This window comes from Streptomyces sp. NPDC001668, from assembly GCF_042893155.1.
Classification (GTDB): domain Bacteria; phylum Actinomycetota; class Actinomycetes; order Streptomycetales; family Streptomycetaceae; genus Streptomyces.
In genome coordinates this window covers 256,094-270,630 of sequence record NZ_JBIAUQ010000006.1, presented here as the reverse complement: position 1 = coordinate 270,630, position 14,537 = coordinate 256,094, and the positions used below count along the sequence as shown (strand labels likewise).

Sequence of the window (14,537 nt, the reverse complement as noted above, 5' to 3'; positions counted from 1 at the left end):
GTCCGAGTGGACGGGATACGGGGCGGACCGCGGGCGGCGGCTCGCGACCCACAGCTCTTCGAGGAGTTCTACCGGCGCCATGTGGACGCGATGACCTCCTTCGTGGCCCGGCGTGTCGCGGACCCGCACACGGTCGCCGACCTGACGGCCGAGACCTTCCTGGCCGTCCTGGACTCCGCCCACACCTACCGTCCCTCCCGGGGCAGCGAACGGGCCTGGCTGTACGGCATCGCGCGCAACATCGTCGCGGGGGAGCGCCGGCGGGCCGCCCGCGAGACCGACCGCGACCGGCGCATCTCGGGACGGCGGTTGCTGGAGCCCGACGACATCGCCCGCCTGGAGGACAAGCTCGACGCGGAGAGCCCGGGCCGCCGCGCCCTGGCCGCACTGGAACGGCTCCCCGCGGGGGAGAGAGCCGTCCTGGAACTGGTCGCCGTCGACCAGCTGACGGTGTCCGAGGCCGCCGCCGCACTGGGCGTCACCCAGGTCACGGCCCGCGTACGGCTGCACCGGGCGCGCAAGTCGCTGCGCGGGGCGGCGGGCGGGCCCACCGACGGACCGCGCGGCACATCTTTGTCATACGTCAACGGAGGAACCGGGGGAGAGGCATGACCACCAGGACGACATTCGAGGACCGGCTGCTGGCGGAACTGCGCCGTGAGATCGACCTGCGCGCGGCCGACCCCACGAAGGCGGCGCCGGCGCCCCGGTGGCGCCGCCGTCTCCCGGCCCTCACCGCGCCGAGACTCGGCCTCGTCGCCCTGACCTGCGCCGTTGTCGCGGGCGTCTGGGTGCTGATGCCGGGCTCCCCGGCCGAGGGCCCGGCCTACGCCGTGGTGTCGCACCCGGACGGGAGCGTGACGGTCACCATGAACGACTTCGGCCTCGGCGGCACCCTGCCGGACGGACTCGTCGCACGGCTCAAGGAGAACGGCATCCACGTGGTCGTGGACGACGTGCCGAACGGCTACGAGTGCACCCAGCCCCGGGGGAAGGAGGCCCCGAGCCGCTCCGATCCGGGCGAGGGCCCCAGTTGGGTGTTCGACCTGCGGCGCGGGGACTCCCTGGTCCTCGAGAAGCTGGGGCAGCGCCGGCCCGACGGGGGTTTCCAGCCGGTCACCGGCTACGTCTTCGTCCGCGGTGAGGTCGCCCCGTGCCGGCCGGTCCCCGCCCCGGGGACCGGCCCGGCGGAGACGTCCGGTCCCCGCTGAGCAGGCGGCTGGGCGCGCCGGTGCGTCGGCGCGCCCAGGGGTTCGGCTACGCGGGGCTGCGCAGGCTCTCCGCGTCGCTCACAAGGTCGAACACCTCCGCGCCGGACGCCTCGGTGAGCAGATACGACTGCGCCTCGCCCACATGGAAGTACATCCCGTGCAGCTCCAACTCCCCCTCCCGCAGCGCCCGGGCCACCGACTCGTGCGCCCGCAGATGCTCCAACTGCTGCACCACGTTGGTCAGACAGAGCTGCTCGACCGCGTCGGCGGGGGCCCGCCCGGCGAGCCCGGTCCAGGGCCGGGCGGGGTCGGCCATCCGCTCCAGGCTGGGCAGGCCGTGCCGCAGCCACCGCTTCAGCGGGGTCCGGGCGCCGCCCGGCTCGGAGTTGAGCAGTGCCTGCATGGCCCCGCAGCCGGAGTGTCCGCACACGGTGATGGAGCGCACCTTCAGCACGTCCACCGCGTACTCGATCGCGGCCGCCACCGAGTCGTCCCCGCTCTCCTCGCCGGGCTGGGGGCACCTCCCGGCGTCAGCCGGGGGAGGGACGAGGTTGCCCACATTGCGCACCACGAAGAGGTCGCCCGGACCACTGGAGGTGATCATCGAGGTGACCAGCCGCGAGTCGGCGCAGGTGAGGAAGAGCTGGTCCGGCTGCTGTCCCTCGCGCGCCAGCCGGGCCAGCTCGCCCCGTACGATCGGCGCGGTGTTGCGCTGGAACGCGCTGATGCCACGCGCCAGTTCACGCCCGCTGGAACCCGGGGCGCCCAGGGGGCTGCCGGAGCCACTCGACCTGCTCGACCCGTCCGGTCTGCCGCTCCCGCCGTGCGCACCGGTGTCCGAGGCGTCCGGGCCGGGAAGCGGGCGCTCGCACTGGTGGTTGCGCCAGGCCGTCCAGGGGCGGCAGCGGCAGTCGGCGGAATCGGACGGCTCGGCGATGCGCGTCCCCGGACTGCGCCCGGTCAGCTCGACGGAACCGCCCTGTGCGGTGTGCGTCTTCTGCCAGTGCTGCAAGGACTCGTACGCCGCGTGGTCCATGAACGACCCGTCCAGCTCCACGACGACGTCCGCCCCCTGCGGGACGAGGTGCAGGGCCCGACTGAGCCGGGGCACCGCGAGGAACGTCAACTGCCCTCGTACGTGGACGTGATGGACTCCTTCCCTCTCGTCGTGCGTGATCCGGGTGCGGGTGAGGCGGTGCAGGGCGACCCCGACGGCGACGGCGATCCCCAGCGTCACGCCCTCCAGGACGCCGAACACGACCACGCCGAGGGTGGTGACGGCGTAGACCAGGACTTCTCGGTGGCGGGTCACCGTACGGATGTGGTGCAGGGACACCATCTGGATGCCGACGGCCATCACCAGCGCGGCGAGCGAGGCGAGCGGGATGAATTCGAGGAGGGGGACCATCAGCAGTGCGGCGATCACTACGAGAACGCCGTGCAGCATCGTGGAGTTCCGGCTGACGGCGCCCGCCTGCACGTTCGCCGAACTGCGCACCGCCACACCCGCGACGGGCAGTCCGCCGAGGGCGCCGGAGACGATGTTGGCGGCGCCCTGCCCGAGCAGTTCGCGGTCCAGGTCGGAGCGGCCGAGCCGGGTGTCCCGGGCCGGGCCGGTGCTCGCGGCGATCAGGTCGGGGCGGCCCGACACCAGCTTGTCCACGGCGACCGCACCGAGCAGCGACTGCACGCTGCACACCAGCGTGGTGGTGAGCACGGCGGCGACAAGGCCCAGCACGGGGCCCTCGGGGAGTCCGGCCAGGGCGTGGCTGCTCCAGGACGGCAGATCGACCTTGGGCACGGTCAGCCCGGCGAGGCAGGCGGCGGCGGTGGCTCCGGCGACGGCCACGAGCGCGGCCGGGATCCGGCGCAGGAGCTGTCCTGCCCGGCCGGGGACGCGCGGCCACAGGAAGAGCAGCGTCAGGGCCAGCGCGCTCACCGACACGGCGGCGGGCTGGAGGTTCGCCAACTGGGCGGGCAGCGCGCGGAGGTTGTCCAGGACGGAGCTCTGCGGGGTGCCGCCGAGGACGATGTGCAGTTGGGCTACGGCGATGGTGACACCGATGCCGGCGAGCATGCCGTGCACGATCGCCGGGCTGACGGCGAGCGCGGTGCGGGCCACGCGCAGGCAGCCGAGGCCGAGTTGGGCCACTCCGGCCAGCACGGTGATGGCGCAGGTGGTCCGCCAGCCGTAGCGGTGGATCAGGTCGGCGGTGACCACGGTGAGGCCGGCGGCGGGGCCACTGACCTGGAGCGGGCAGCCGCCGAGCCGGCCGGCGACGATCCCTCCGACGGCGGCGGCCACGAGGCCCGCCTGAAGAGGTGCACCGGTGGCGAGGGCGATGCCCAGGGAGAGGGGCAGGGCGATCAGGAAGACCGCGATGGAGGCCGACACGTCGGCGCCCGCGACACGCAAGCGGCGGGGCGGGGCCGGCGGGGGGCTGTGGGGTGGGTGGACGCGACTCGTGTCGTGCGAGTCGCTCGGGTCGGTGGCGCGGGTGGGAACACAGGCTGACATTTTTCCCGTCTCCTCCGGGGCAGCGCGGTCGCGGAACAGGTGGTCCCCGTCGATGGCGGGGCTCGGGTCGCGGCCGTGGGTCACGGCGTGCAGCGGCGGGATGAATCAACGCTCGGTAAATGGATCGTAATGCAGAGTAAAGGCCAGGCATAGACTTTCCGGGCAAAAGGGTGAATGACTCACCTGAATGGGTGAAGTGGCAATTTCATCGGCTTGTCGTATTAATTCCTTCTCGGCTCCATGCGACCTTGACGGCGCTGTCGTTGCCCCGAGAGAAGGAAGAAGGTGGGCGGAACATGGCCGCCACCCACAGGATTGCCGCGGGAGCCGTGGTCGCCGCGGTCTGCGCCGCCTCGCTCGCCGGTTGCGCGACCGGCACCGACGTCACTGAGGGAGGAGCCGCGGGCCCGCAGAAGCAAAAGCCCGCCGCGGCCCCGCCCAAGAAGGTGTTCCGCCTGATCGGCGACGGCTCCACCGCGTACACCGGTGCGCAGCCGCACCTGCCCAGAGCCGAACGCCTCAAGCCCGGCCAGAAGCCCCCGCAGTTCGTCGTGTTCTCCTGGGACGGCGCAGGCGAGGACAGCCAGAAGCTGTTCTCCCGCTTCCGTGAGGTCGCCAAGGCGAACCACGCGACGATGACGTACTTCCTGAGCGGCGTGTACATGCTGCCGGAGGACAAGCGCGACGAGTACAAGCCGCCGCAGCACTCCCCGGGCCGCTCCGACATCGGCTTCAACGACGAGCAGGGCATCGCCGACACCGTCAAGCAGTTGCGCCTCGCGTGGCTGGAGGGCAACGAGATCGGCACCCACTTCAACGGCCACTTCTGCGGCAGCAACGGCGGGGTCGGCCAGTGGTCGGTCGCGGACTGGAAGGACGAGATCGCCCAGGCCAAGAAGTTCGTGAAGTCCTGGAAGACCAACACCGGGATGACGAAGGCGTCCCCGCTGCCCTTCGATTACGACAAGGAGCTCGTCGGCGCCCGCACCCCCTGCCTGGAGGGCCAGAAGAACTTCATGCGCGCCGCCCGCGAGCTGGGCTTCCGCTACGACACCAGCGGGGTCAACGAGCAGCTGTGGCCGAAGAAGAAGCAGGGCCTGTGGGACCTGTCGATGCAGCTCGTGCCCTTCCCCGGACACTCCTACGAGCAGCTCACCATGGACTACAACTTCATGGTCAACCAGTCCGGCACCAGGACCCAGGGCGACCCGAGCAAGTACGCGTTCTGGGGCGACCAGATGCGCGAGGGCCTGCTCAAGGGCTTCGACCGGGCCTATAACGGCAACCGCGCGCCCCTGATCATCGGCAACCACTTCGAGTCCTGGAACGGCGGCACCTACATGCGCGCCGTCAAGGAGACCATCGAGCAGGTCTGCAACAAGCCCGACGTGCGCTGTGTCTCCTTCCGGCAGCTCTCCGACTGGCTGGACGCCCAGGACCCGGACACCCTGGAGAAGCTGCGCGCTCTGGGGGTCGGCGAGGCGCCGAAGCAGGGCTGGCAGGCCTTCCTCTCCGACCGGCCCGCCCCGGCACCGAAGGGCGTACCGGGGGCGCCGGCGGCCCGGAAGCAGTAGCCCCCGCAGCCAGGAAGCAGTAGCGCGGCGGTCGTCCTCAGACGGCCGCCACCGCGCTCTCACCGAGGACGAACGAGGGGTCGATCTGCGCCGCCAGGTCGGCCCCCGTGCGCTCGTTGCCCCAGGCCTGGGCGTTCTTCAGATGGAAGTGCACCATCTGCTGGGTGTAACGCTCCGCGTCGCGCAGGTCGTACGTCGCGTCGGCGGCCGCCCGCAACCGGTGCAGGGCGCGGCGGTTGACGTCCTCCAGGAGCGCGAACCGGGGCGGCCGGCCCTTCTCCAGGGCCCGCACCCAGTCGGAGTGCCCGACCGCCACCAGCAGGTCGTCCCCGACTTCGGCGCGGAGGAAGTCGAGGTCGTCCTGGCCCTGCACCTTGTTGCCGACGACCTTCAGGACGACACCGAAGTCGCGGGCGTACTCCTTGTACTGGCGATAGACGGAGACCCCCTTACGGGTCGGCTCGGCGACGAGGAACGTGATGTCGAAGCGGGTGAACATGCCGGAGGCGAAGGAGTCCGAGCCCGCCGTCATGTCCACCACGACGTACTCGCCCGGCCCGTCCACCAGGTGGTTCAGGCACAGCTCCACCGCTCCCGTCTTGGAGTGGTAGCAGGCGACCCCCAGGTCGGCTTCCGTGAAGGGGCCGGTGACCATCAAACGGACCACGTCGCCGTCGAGTTCCACCGGCCGGGCGCAGGCGTCGTAGACCGGATTGTCCTCACGCACCCGCAGCAGCCGTGAGCCCTCGCCGGGCGGGGTGGTCTTGATCATCTCCGTGGCCGAGGCGATCCGGGGATTGGCGCCGCGCAGGTACTCCTTGATCAGCGGCAGGTGCTCGCCCAGGGCGGGCAGTGCGGCCGCCTGCGCCTCGTCCAGGCCGAGTGCCGGACCCAGGTGCTGGTTGATGTCGGCGTCGACGGCGATCACCGGGGCTCCGGTGGCCGCGAGGTGGCGGATGAACAGGGAGGACAGGGTGGTCTTGCCGCTGCCGCCCTTTCCGACGAAAGCAATTTTCATGTTCACGAAGAGTAGTCGCGTGATAACTGTAGGTGGCATAGGTGTGTGAAGAAGACCACTCCATCGAGGGGGCGGGGCCGGGTTGCGTAGGGTCGTACTCATGAGTACGACAGGCGCGAACGCCGATCCGCTGGCGGCCCTGGGCTCGCTGCCCGGGGTGGCCGAGTCCGTGGAGTCCGTGCGCAAGTCCGTGGACCGGGTCTACGGGCACCGTGTCATGCGGCGCCGCAGCAACGAGATCACCTCCGAGGCCGCCCTGCGCGGCGCCCGCGGCTCGGCCGCGCTGTCCGGCGCGGACTGGGCCCTCGAAGAGGTCCGCAGGCGTTCGGACTTCGGCGTCGACGACGAGGCGCGGGTCATGGGCGCGGCCCTCAGGCTGACCGCCGAGGCCGGCCAACTGCTGTCCATCTGGCGGCAGTCACCCCTGCGGGTGCTGGCCCGGCTGCATCTGGTCGCCGCGGCGACCGACGGGGACGAGATCGGACGGCCCCGCCAGGCCGGCGAGAGGGTCGACGAGCCGCTCATCGAACTGCCCCTGCCGGACGCGGCCGAGGTCTCCGGCCGGCTGGAGGGCCTGTCCGAGCTGATCATCGCGGGCAGTTCGGCCCCCGCCCTGGTCACGGCCGCCGTCGTACAGGGCGAACTCCTCGCCCTGAGGCCCTTCGTCTCCCACAACGGCCTGGTCGCGCGCGCCGCCGCGCGGATCGTCCTGGTCGGCAGCGGCCTCGACCCGAAGTCGGTCTGCCCGGCGGAGGTCGGTCACGCCGAACTGGGCCGCGCGGCCTATCTGGCGGCGCTCGACGGCTACGTCTCCGGCACTCCCGAGGGCATGGCCGCATGGATCGCCCACTGCGGGCGCGCGATCGAACTGGGCGCGCGCGAGTCGACGGCGGTGTGCGAGGCGCTCCAGCGCGGGGCGGCGTAGCGGGGCGGTACGGAACCCCCTGGAACAGAGTTGCGGCGGTACGAGGACTCGTACCGCCGCTGGCATGTTCACCGGGTTACCAAGCGTCCTCGATATGTTGCCCATCAGGTCGGGAACTTTGCCCGTCACCTGGTGCGGCTGGCCCGTAATCGACGGGTCGACGTCGCGTGGGTGCTCGGTGTCCATGCTCGGTCCGTGGGGCCAAATGCGTTTTTAAGGTGATCCTCTCGGATGTCCTTGGTCTCGCGGGCCGTTAACCCCTTTGTACTCCTGGACCCGGGCAAGCGGAACCCCTGGCCGCCGTTCTTTACTTTTATCCTCAAATGGGCGCCAAGTAGGCGGAATCTGCCAAGCGGATCGCCAAGCGGGGGGAATCCCCTCAGGCCACGGTCGCCCGCCGCCGATTCGCGTACCAGACGAGTCCCGCCGTCGCGGCTGCCGCTCCTATCGCGGCGACCGCGACGAGCGCCGGACGGGGCGGCACGGCGAATCCGGGCAGCCGTTGCTTGAGCCGGACCGGCCGGTGGAAATCGAGAATCGGCCATCCGCGCGCGAGGGCCTCGCGGCGCAGGGCCCGGTCCGGGTTGACCGCGTGCGGACGGCCCACGGCCTGAAGCATCGGCAGATCGGTCGCCGAGTCGCTGTAGGCGTAGCAGCGTTCCAGGTCGTACCCCTCGGACTCGGCCAGCTCCTTGATCGCCTCGGCCTTCGTCGGGCCGTACGCGTAGTACTCCACCTCGCCGGTGAAGCAGCCGTCCTCGCCCACGACCATGCGGGTCGCCACCACCCGGTCGGCGCCCAGGAGTTCGCCGATCGGCTCGACCACCTCGGCGCCGGACGTGGACACGATGACGACGTCCCGGCCGGCGGTGTGGTGCTCCTCGATGAGGGAGGCGGCCTCGTCGTAGATGATCGGGTCGATCAGGTCGTGGAGGGTCTCGGCCACGATCTCCTTGACGTGCTGGACGTTCCAGCCGCGCACCAGTGCGGAGAGGTACTCGCGGGTGCGCTCCATCTGGTCATGGTCCATACCACCGACGAGGAAGACGAACTGGGCATATGCGGTCCGCAAGGCGGCCCTGCGGTTGATCAGGCCGCCTTGGTAGAACGACTTGCTGAACGTGAGTGTGCTCGACTTCGCAATGACCGTCTTGTCCAGGTCGAAGAAGGCGGCTGTGCGGGGCAAGGAGTGGTTTTCCACGACCCCGAGCATAGGCGCAGCCCATTCGGCGTAAGGTGAGGCGCGTGGGTTTGCCTGAGAGGGCTCTCGGGTACACCATGGAAGTCACGGATCGTTCGCGACCGTGCTAACGCGGTCCGGCTCCTCCCCCCCCGAGTCGGCCGTGAAGACGACCCCCACTCTCCCCCCCGGTGGGGGTCGTCGCATGTCCTGGCGGGTTTTCCCCTTTCTTGCGCGGTTCTGTGACCGTTTCGAGGCGGCTTCGGTCGCCCCTTCTGCATGTCCATGATTCGTCACGGTGCGTAGTCGTCGCGCTGCGCTGCGGAAGTCGTACACAGGGGGCACCGGGCTCACCGGTATGGGTGACGGCGATATTCACAACCGCTGAGTTGTCCACAGTTATCGACCAAGATCCACACGATTTCCGGGTTCGCCGCACCGTGATTCCCAGACGTCCCGCTCCGGCCGACTTCATGGCCGGTTCTGGTTAGTCGGGTGTGTTTGGCCGGTTCGTATCGGCCGCTCATATGGAGACCGGTTGCCGGTTCTTCACATGTCTGGGAATCGCGGGGCCGAAGGGGCCGCGCGAGAGAGGCGCCGCGCGGGCCCCGAGGAGGCCTCGCGCGGCGCGGCGAAGGGGGATGGAGACCAGTGACCGCAGCCGTCACACACGAGGGACAGCCCACCGCCGGAGGGCGGCCGGGACAACCGTTGATCGTCACGGAGGACGAGGACCTGCTCGACGACCTGCTGCGCCTGTGCGCGGCGGCCGGGGCGAAGGCCGAGGTCCATCACGGGGTGCCGGAGCCCAGAGGCAGCTGGCAGGCCGCCCCGCTCATCCTGGTCGGCGACGACGCGGCACAGCGGGTGCGCGGGGCCGCCCGCAGGCGCGGAGTGGTGCTCGTGGGCCGGGACCAGGACGACCCCGGGGTGTGGAAGCGGGCCGTCGAGATCGGCGCCGACCACGTCCTGATGCTGCCCGACGGCGAGCAGTGGCTGGTCGACCGGATCGCCGACGTCACCGAGGGCGTCGGCCGCCCCGCCCTCACCGTCGGCGTCATCGGCGGCCGCGGCGGGGCCGGAGCGTCCACGCTCGCGTGCGCCCTCGCCGTCACCTCCGCGCGTGAGGGCCTGCGCACGCTCCTGGTGGACGCCGATCCGCTGGGCGGCGGACTCGACGTGCTCCTCGGCGGCGAGAGCACCGAGGGACTGCGCTGGCCCGCGTTCGCCGCCTCGCGCGGGCGGGTCGGCGGCGGCGCCCTGGAGGAGTCGCTGCCGCGGCTGCACTCGCTGCGGGTCCTGAGCTGGGACCGCGGCGACCGCATCGCAGTCCCGCCCCAAGCCGTGCGGGCGGTGCTCGCCGCGGCCAGGCGGCGGGGCGGCACCGTCGTCGTCGACCTGCCCCGCCGCCTCGACGACGGCGTCGCCGAGGCCCTCGCCCAGCTCGATCTCGGCATTCTCGTGGTCCCCGCCGAGCTGCGCGCCGTCGCCGCGGCCGGCCGCGTGGCCTCGGCGGTCGGCATGGTCCTGCGTGACCTGCGGGTGGCGGTGCGCGGCCCGTACGCCCCCGGCCTCGACGACCGGGAAGTGGCCCGCCTGCTGGGACTGCCCCTGGTGGGCGAGGTCCCGGTCGAGTCGGCGCTCCGGCGGCCACAGGGCAGCGGGTCACCGCCGGGGGCCGCCGTACGGGGGCCGCTGGCGCGGTTCTGCAAGGAGTTCTGGGAGCGGGCGTTGGCGGAGACGGGGGCGGGAGCGGCATGAGGGTGTTCTCAGGGGGCGCACGGGTGGACGGCGTCGGCGGCGGGTCTGTGGAGGGGGCGTGGGCCGGTGATCCGGTGGCCGGTGAAGCTCGGGCCTCCTCGGCGGATGTTCCTGCGGCGGCCTCGGCGCCCGGCGCGGACATGGCTCCCGGGCTGCTGGACGGCGTACGGCAGTGGCTGGCCGAGAGCGGGGCCGAACCGACGCCCGCGCGGGTGGCGCAGGCGCTGCGGGAGCAGGGGCGGGTCCTCGGGGACGCGGAAGTGCTGGGCGCGGCCGAGCGGTTGCGGTCCGAACTGGTCGGCAGCGGGCCCCTGGAACCGCTGCTCGCCGACCCGTCGGTGACGGACGTCCTCGTGTCGGCGCCGGACCGGGTCTGGGTGGACCGGGGCGGCGGACTCGAACTGACCGCCGTCGCCTTCCCCGACGCCGCCGCCGTACGACGGCTCGCGCAGCGGCTCGCCGCGGTGGCGGGGCGGCGCCTCGACGACGCGCGGCCCTGGGTGGACGCCCGGCTGCCCGACGGGACGCGGCTGCACGCGGTGCTCCCTCCGGTCGCCGTCGGCTGCGCCTGTCTGTCTCTGCGGGTCGTACGGCCGCGCGCGTTCACGCTGGACGAGCTGGTCGCGGCCGGTACGGTCCCGCCGGGCGGGGACCGGGTGCTGCGGGCGCTGCTCGACGCGCGGCTGTCCTTCCTCATCAGCGGCGGCACCGGCACCGGGAAGACGACGCTGCTGAGCGCCCTGCTGGGGCTCGTCGGGCCGGGCGAGCGGATCGTGCTCGCGGAGGACTCGGCGGAGCTCAGGCCGGACCACCCGCACGTCGTCCGGCTGGAGACGAGACCCGCCAACCAGGAGGGCGCAGGGCTCGTCACGCTCGAGGACCTGGTGCGACAGGCACTGCGGATGCGGCCTGACCGGCTCGTCGTGGGTGAGGTGCGGGGACCTGAAGTAGTGCATTTGCTGGCCGCGTTGAACACGGGCCATGAGGGCGGGTGCGGGACCGTGCACGCCAACGCGGCGGCCGACGTACCGGCCCGCCTGGAGGCGCTGGGCACGGCGGCCGGGCTGGACCGGGCCGCGCTGCACAGCCAGTTGGCGGCCGCGCTGTCGGTCGTACTGCATCTCGTGCGCGACCGGACCGGGCGGCGCCGGATCGCCGAGGTGCGGGTGCTGGAGCGCGACTCCACCGGGCTGGTGCGGACGGTGCCGGCGCTGCGGTGGGGAGCGGAGGCCTTCGCGTACGAGCGGGGGTGGGAGCGGCTGCGGGAGCTGCTCGGGGGCGGGACGCGGGGGTTGTCGGGGGAGGGCGGATGACGCGGGTGGGCCGGGAGGGACTGGAGGGCTGCTGGACGGCTGCTGGACGGCGCGGACGGTGAGAGGACGTGGTGATCGGGATGGGGGAGATGTCGGTGGCGTCGATGAGTGCGGCCATGGGGTGCCTGGGGGCGGCCGTGTGGCTGTGGGGCGGGCGGCGTTCCGGGATGCGGCGGGCGCAGGTGCTGCTGGCGGGCGGCGGGGTGGTGGGAGTCGGGCCTCCGCCGTGGCGACGGCTGACGGGGGAGCTGCGGCGGGTCCGTGGGCGGCTGGGGTTCGAGTGGTGGGCGGCGGCCGGCGGGCTGGTGCTCGCCGTGCTGGGGGCCTCGGTGCTGCCGGTCGCCGCGGGGGCGGCCGGGGTGCCGTTGCTGCGGCGGGTGCGGCTGGCCCGGGAGGAGCGTCGGGTGCGTGAGCGGCGGGCGGACGCGGTGATCGCGCTGTGCGCGGTGGTCGCCGGGGAGGTACGTGCGGGGCGGCAGCCGGGGGAGGCGCTGGTGCGGGGGGTGCGGGACTTCGAGGAGGCGGGGGTCGCGGTCGGCGGTGGGGCGAAGCCCTCGGCCCGGGGGACGTCGAGGGCCGGGGCCGGTCCCGGAGGGATGAGAGGCGGGCGGGGCACCTCGGGTGGGCCCGGGTCTGGTGCGCCGGCGTTCGGTGGGGCCGGCTCCCGCGGGTGGGGTTCCGGTGGGTCGGCGTTCGGTGGGGTCGGCTCCGGTGGGTCTGTTTTCGGAGCGCCGCCGTTCGGCGGGCTCGGGGAGACGCAGGCCGCCCTGTTGGCGGCGGCCCGGTTCGGTGGGGATGTTCCTGCGGCGCTCGCGGCGGCGGCCCGGAGGCCCGGGGCCGAGGGGCTGTTGGGGCTTGCCGCGTGCTGGCGGGTGGCCGTGGACCAGGGCGCGGGGCTCGCGGCCGGGCTCGAGCGGCTCGAAGGGGCGTTGCGGGCCGAGCGGGACCAACGGGCCGAACTGCGCGCCCAGTTGGCGGGGGCGCGGTCCACGGCATGGATGCTCGCCGCGTTGCCGGTGCTGGGACTGGCCCTCGGTGCGGCCCTCGGCGCCGATCCGCTGCACGTCCTCCTGCACACCGGGACCGGGTGGGGCTGTCTGCTGGTCGGCGGACTGCTGGAGGGCCTCGGGATGTGGTGGGCGACGCGGATCGTGCGGGGGGCTGAGGCGGTATGAGTGCGGAAGTTGTCCACAGGCTGGGGGAAGTTCTGGGGGCCGCGATGGTGGTCGCCTGGCTCGCCCGGTGGGCCGCGGCAGTGCGGCGTGAGCGGACGGTGCGACGGCGGCTCGGAGAGTTGCTGGCCGCCGTGGAGGACACAGACGCGGGCCGCCCGCTGTTCGGGGGCCGGGAGTTGGTGCGGCGGTGGCTGCCCGTACTCGGCGTCGGGTGTGCGGGGTGGGCACTGGTCGGCGGAGTCGCCGGAGTCGTGGTGGGGCTGGTCGTCGCGACGGGGCTGTGGCGGTGGCGGCTCCGGCGGCCCGCCGACGTGGGCGCCGGGGAGGCCGACGCGCGCGAGGCGGCCCGGCAACTGCCGCTCGCCGCCGACCTGCTGGCCGCCTGTATCGCGGCGGGCGCAGGACCGGTGATCGCGGCACAGGCCGTGGGCGAGGCGCTGGGCGGGCCCGTGGGAGAGGCACTCGCGCGCGGGGCGGCGGAGGTACGGCTCGGCGGCGAACCGGGCGAGGCCTGGCGAAGACTCGCCGCCACACCGGGCGCCGGTGCGCTGGCCAGGCTGCTGGAACGCGCCGATGTGACCGGGCTGCCCGCGGCCGGACCGGTCGCCGGACTCGCGGCGGACGCCCGCGCCGACTGGGGGCGCGCCGCGACGGCACGGGCACGCAAGGCCGCCGTACTGGTCACCGCGCCGGTGGGGCTGTGTTTCCTGCCCGCCTTCATCGCCGTGGGCGTGCTGCCGATCGTGGTCGGGCTCGCGGGCGGAGTGCTGGGAGGGGGTGGCCGATGACGGCGGGCGGTCGGTGAGCAGGCGTACGAGCAGACGGACGAGTGGTCCGACGAGCAGTCAGACGGTAATCAACAGGACTGATCCTTACGGGGGTTGAGATGTACAAGGCGGTACGGGCACGGATGCGGGCCCTGGTGTGCAGGACGGTGTGCCGGGCGCGGTCGATGCGCGGGGACGAGGGGATGGTCACCTCCGAGTACGCGATGGGGATCGTCGCGGCGGTGGCCTTCGCGGTGGTGCTCTACAAGGTGGTGACGAGCGGGACCGTCACCTCGGAACTGCAGGCCATCGTGAAACGGGCGCTCGATGCGAAGGCGTGAACGGGCGGCGGACCAGGGGTTCGTGACGGCGGAGTCGGCCATGGTGCTGCCCGTGCTGGTGATGTTCGCGATGGCGCTGGTGTGGGGGCTGCTCGTGGTGGCCGCGCAGATCCAGTGCGTGGACGCGGCCAGGACGGGTGCCCGCGCGGCGGCCCGCGAGGACCCCGACGAGGCGGTCGTGCGGGTGGTCCGGGACACGGCCCCGCGCGACGCGGAGGTGACGGTCGCCCGGGAGGGCGACCGGGTCCGTGTCGTGGTCGTGGCGAAACCACCCGCGCTGCACGGCCTGCCCTTCGAGGTGCGGGAGGAGGCCGTGGCCCTGGTGGAGGCGACGGTGGGGGAAGGGGGGTGAGCGGCGTGGCTTCCCAGCACGCGGTCACCGATGCGCGGTCAGTACGTGGGTGGTCCGGCGGTGAGTGGTTCGCCGGCGTCCGTCGCGTTGTCGTCCGGTTCGCGGGTGGCCATGCCGCCGCCGGCCGTTCGGACCGCGGTTCCGCCACCGTCTGGAGTGTCGGTGCCATCGCGGTGCTGTGCGTGGTGTCCGGGTTCGTGCTGGCTCTCGGGCAGGCCGTCGTCGTACGGCATCGGGCGGCCGGCGGCGCGGATCTCGCGGCGCTCGCGGCAGCGGACCACTGGGCCGACGGGTCCGCGGTGGCCTGCGCCCGGGCCGAGGAGGTGGCGCGGGACCAGGGGACGCGGCTGGTGCGGTGCGCGATGGTCGGCGAGGTCTCGGACGTGACGGCGGCCTCGGGAC

The 14,537-nt window shown here is 72.9% G+C and carries 14 protein-coding genes and 1 pseudogene; 11 read left to right on the top strand and 4 right to left on the bottom strand.

Annotation, left to right across the window (positions count from 1 at the left end; translation table 11 throughout):
* Positions 1-6: 6 nt before the first annotated feature.
* Complete coding sequence (locus ACFYZ8_RS20910; protein ID WP_388537512.1) at positions 7-612, top strand: RNA polymerase sigma factor; 606 nt, start codon at positions 7-9, stop codon at positions 610-612.
* Positions 609-1,211 carry a hypothetical protein gene (locus ACFYZ8_RS20905; RefSeq protein WP_388537510.1) on the top strand — a complete coding sequence of 201 codons (603 nt, stop codon included), beginning with the start codon at positions 609-611 and terminating at the stop codon, positions 1,209-1,211. Before ACFYZ8_RS20910 ends, ACFYZ8_RS20905 begins: the two co-directional genes overlap by 4 nt.
* Before the next feature lie 46 nt (positions 1,212-1,257).
* On the opposite strand, the gene ACFYZ8_RS20900 is transcribed toward ACFYZ8_RS20905, so the two are convergent.
* Positions 1,258-3,729, bottom strand: a complete 2,472-nt coding sequence (locus tag ACFYZ8_RS20900; RefSeq protein WP_388537509.1) for a bifunctional SulP family inorganic anion transporter/carbonic anhydrase — start codon at positions 3,727-3,729, stop codon at positions 1,258-1,260.
* A 296-nt stretch (positions 3,730-4,025) separates the two neighbouring features.
* Here ACFYZ8_RS20900 and ACFYZ8_RS20895 point away from each other — a divergent pair, with 296 nt between their 5' ends.
* Positions 4,026-5,303 carry a hypothetical protein gene (locus ACFYZ8_RS20895; protein WP_359030632.1) on the top strand — a complete coding sequence of 426 codons (1,278 nt, stop codon included), beginning with the start codon at positions 4,026-4,028 and terminating at the stop codon, positions 5,301-5,303.
* Positions 5,304-5,340: 37 nt separating this feature from the next.
* Here ACFYZ8_RS20895 and ACFYZ8_RS20890 read toward each other — a convergent pair whose 3' ends face one another.
* Complete coding sequence (locus ACFYZ8_RS20890) at positions 5,341-6,321, bottom strand: ATP-binding protein (RefSeq protein WP_388537508.1); 981 nt, start codon at positions 6,319-6,321, stop codon at positions 5,341-5,343.
* A gap of 100 nt (positions 6,322-6,421) precedes the next feature.
* Here ACFYZ8_RS20890 and ACFYZ8_RS20885 point away from each other — a divergent pair, with 100 nt between their 5' ends.
* Entirely contained in the window at positions 6,422-7,246 is an 825-nt protein-coding gene (locus tag ACFYZ8_RS20885; protein ID WP_359030634.1) for an oxidoreductase, read from the top strand.
* A gap of 379 nt (positions 7,247-7,625) precedes the next feature.
* Here the strand turns inward: ACFYZ8_RS20885 and ACFYZ8_RS20880 are convergent, their stop codons facing one another.
* A complete protein-coding gene (locus ACFYZ8_RS20880) occupies positions 7,626-8,459 on the bottom strand; it encodes an HAD family hydrolase (RefSeq protein ID WP_388537506.1) in 834 nt (277 codons plus the stop codon).
* 618 nt (positions 8,460-9,077) lie between these two features.
* On the opposite strand from ACFYZ8_RS20880, the gene ssd reads away from it, so the two are divergent.
* The 6 genes from ssd (at position 9,078) to ACFYZ8_RS20850 (ending at position 14,135) form a co-directional block, all read left to right on the top strand.
* Positions 9,078-10,187: a septum site-determining protein Ssd gene (gene ssd / locus ACFYZ8_RS20875; RefSeq protein WP_388537504.1), complete on the top strand. Its 1,110-nt coding sequence runs from the start codon at positions 9,078-9,080 to the stop codon at positions 10,185-10,187.
* Positions 10,184-11,500, top strand: coding sequence for a TadA family conjugal transfer-associated ATPase (locus ACFYZ8_RS20870; protein WP_388537502.1), 1,317 nt, complete (start codon positions 10,184-10,186; stop codon positions 11,498-11,500). The genes ssd and ACFYZ8_RS20870 overlap by 4 nt, the downstream gene beginning before the upstream one ends.
* A 68-nt stretch (positions 11,501-11,568) precedes the next feature.
* Complete coding sequence (locus ACFYZ8_RS20865; protein WP_388537501.1) at positions 11,569-12,675, top strand: type II secretion system F family protein; 1,107 nt, start codon at positions 11,569-11,571, stop codon at positions 12,673-12,675.
* Entirely contained in the window at positions 12,672-13,463 is a 792-nt protein-coding gene (locus ACFYZ8_RS20860; RefSeq protein ID WP_388537499.1) for a type II secretion system F family protein, read from the top strand. The genes ACFYZ8_RS20865 and ACFYZ8_RS20860 overlap by 4 nt, the downstream gene beginning before the upstream one ends.
* 98 nt (positions 13,464-13,561) lie before the next feature.
* A complete protein-coding gene (locus ACFYZ8_RS20855) occupies positions 13,562-13,783 on the top strand; it encodes a DUF4244 domain-containing protein (RefSeq protein ID WP_359030639.1) in 222 nt (73 codons plus the stop codon).
* Positions 13,770-14,135 (top strand): TadE family type IV pilus minor pilin, encoded by a 366-nt coding sequence (locus tag ACFYZ8_RS20850; protein WP_388537498.1) that lies wholly within the window; start codon positions 13,770-13,772, stop codon positions 14,133-14,135. The genes ACFYZ8_RS20855 and ACFYZ8_RS20850 overlap by 14 nt, the downstream gene beginning before the upstream one ends.
* 38 nt (positions 14,136-14,173) lie before the next feature.
* On the opposite strand, the gene ACFYZ8_RS20845 is transcribed toward ACFYZ8_RS20850, so the two are convergent.
* Positions 14,174-14,416 carry a hypothetical protein gene (locus ACFYZ8_RS20845; protein ID WP_359030856.1) on the bottom strand — a complete coding sequence of 81 codons (243 nt, stop codon included), beginning with the start codon at positions 14,414-14,416 and terminating at the stop codon, positions 14,174-14,176.
* Here ACFYZ8_RS20845 and ACFYZ8_RS20840 point away from each other — a divergent pair.
* A pseudogene (locus tag ACFYZ8_RS20840) lies at positions 14,318-14,518 on the top strand (Rv3654c family TadE-like protein); the annotation flags it as partial. The gene ACFYZ8_RS20845 and the pseudogene ACFYZ8_RS20840 overlap by 99 nt on opposite strands.
* Positions 14,519-14,537: the final 19 nt, after the last annotated feature.

Bases quoted from the DNA above. Each gene is read 5' to 3' on its own strand.
- ACFYZ8_RS20905 (WP_388537510.1), top strand. From the start codon at position 609: ATGACCACCAGGACGACATTCGAGGACCGGCTGCTGGCGGAACTGCGC.
- ACFYZ8_RS20860 (WP_388537499.1), top strand. From the start codon at position 12,672: ATGAGTGCGGAAGTTGTCCACAGGCTGGGGGAAGTTCTGGGGGCCGCG.
- ACFYZ8_RS20855 (WP_359030639.1), top strand. From the start codon at position 13,562: ATGTACAAGGCGGTACGGGCACGGATGCGGGCCCTGGTGTGCAGGACG.
- ACFYZ8_RS20885 (WP_359030634.1), top strand. From the start codon at position 6,422: ATGAGTACGACAGGCGCGAACGCCGATCCGCTGGCGGCCCTGGGCTCG.
- ACFYZ8_RS20900 (WP_388537509.1), bottom strand. From the start codon at position 3,729: ATGTCAGCCTGTGTTCCCACCCGCGCCACCGACCCGAGCGACTCGCAC.
- ACFYZ8_RS20850 (WP_388537498.1), top strand. From the start codon at position 13,770: ATGCGAAGGCGTGAACGGGCGGCGGACCAGGGGTTCGTGACGGCGGAG.
- ACFYZ8_RS20870 (WP_388537502.1), top strand. From the start codon at position 10,184: ATGAGGGTGTTCTCAGGGGGCGCACGGGTGGACGGCGTCGGCGGCGGG.
- ACFYZ8_RS20895 (WP_359030632.1), top strand. From the start codon at position 4,026: ATGGCCGCCACCCACAGGATTGCCGCGGGAGCCGTGGTCGCCGCGGTC.
- ACFYZ8_RS20890 (WP_388537508.1), bottom strand. From the start codon at position 6,321: ATGAAAATTGCTTTCGTCGGAAAGGGCGGCAGCGGCAAGACCACCCTG.
- ACFYZ8_RS20880 (WP_388537506.1), bottom strand. From the start codon at position 8,459: ATGCTCGGGGTCGTGGAAAACCACTCCTTGCCCCGCACAGCCGCCTTC.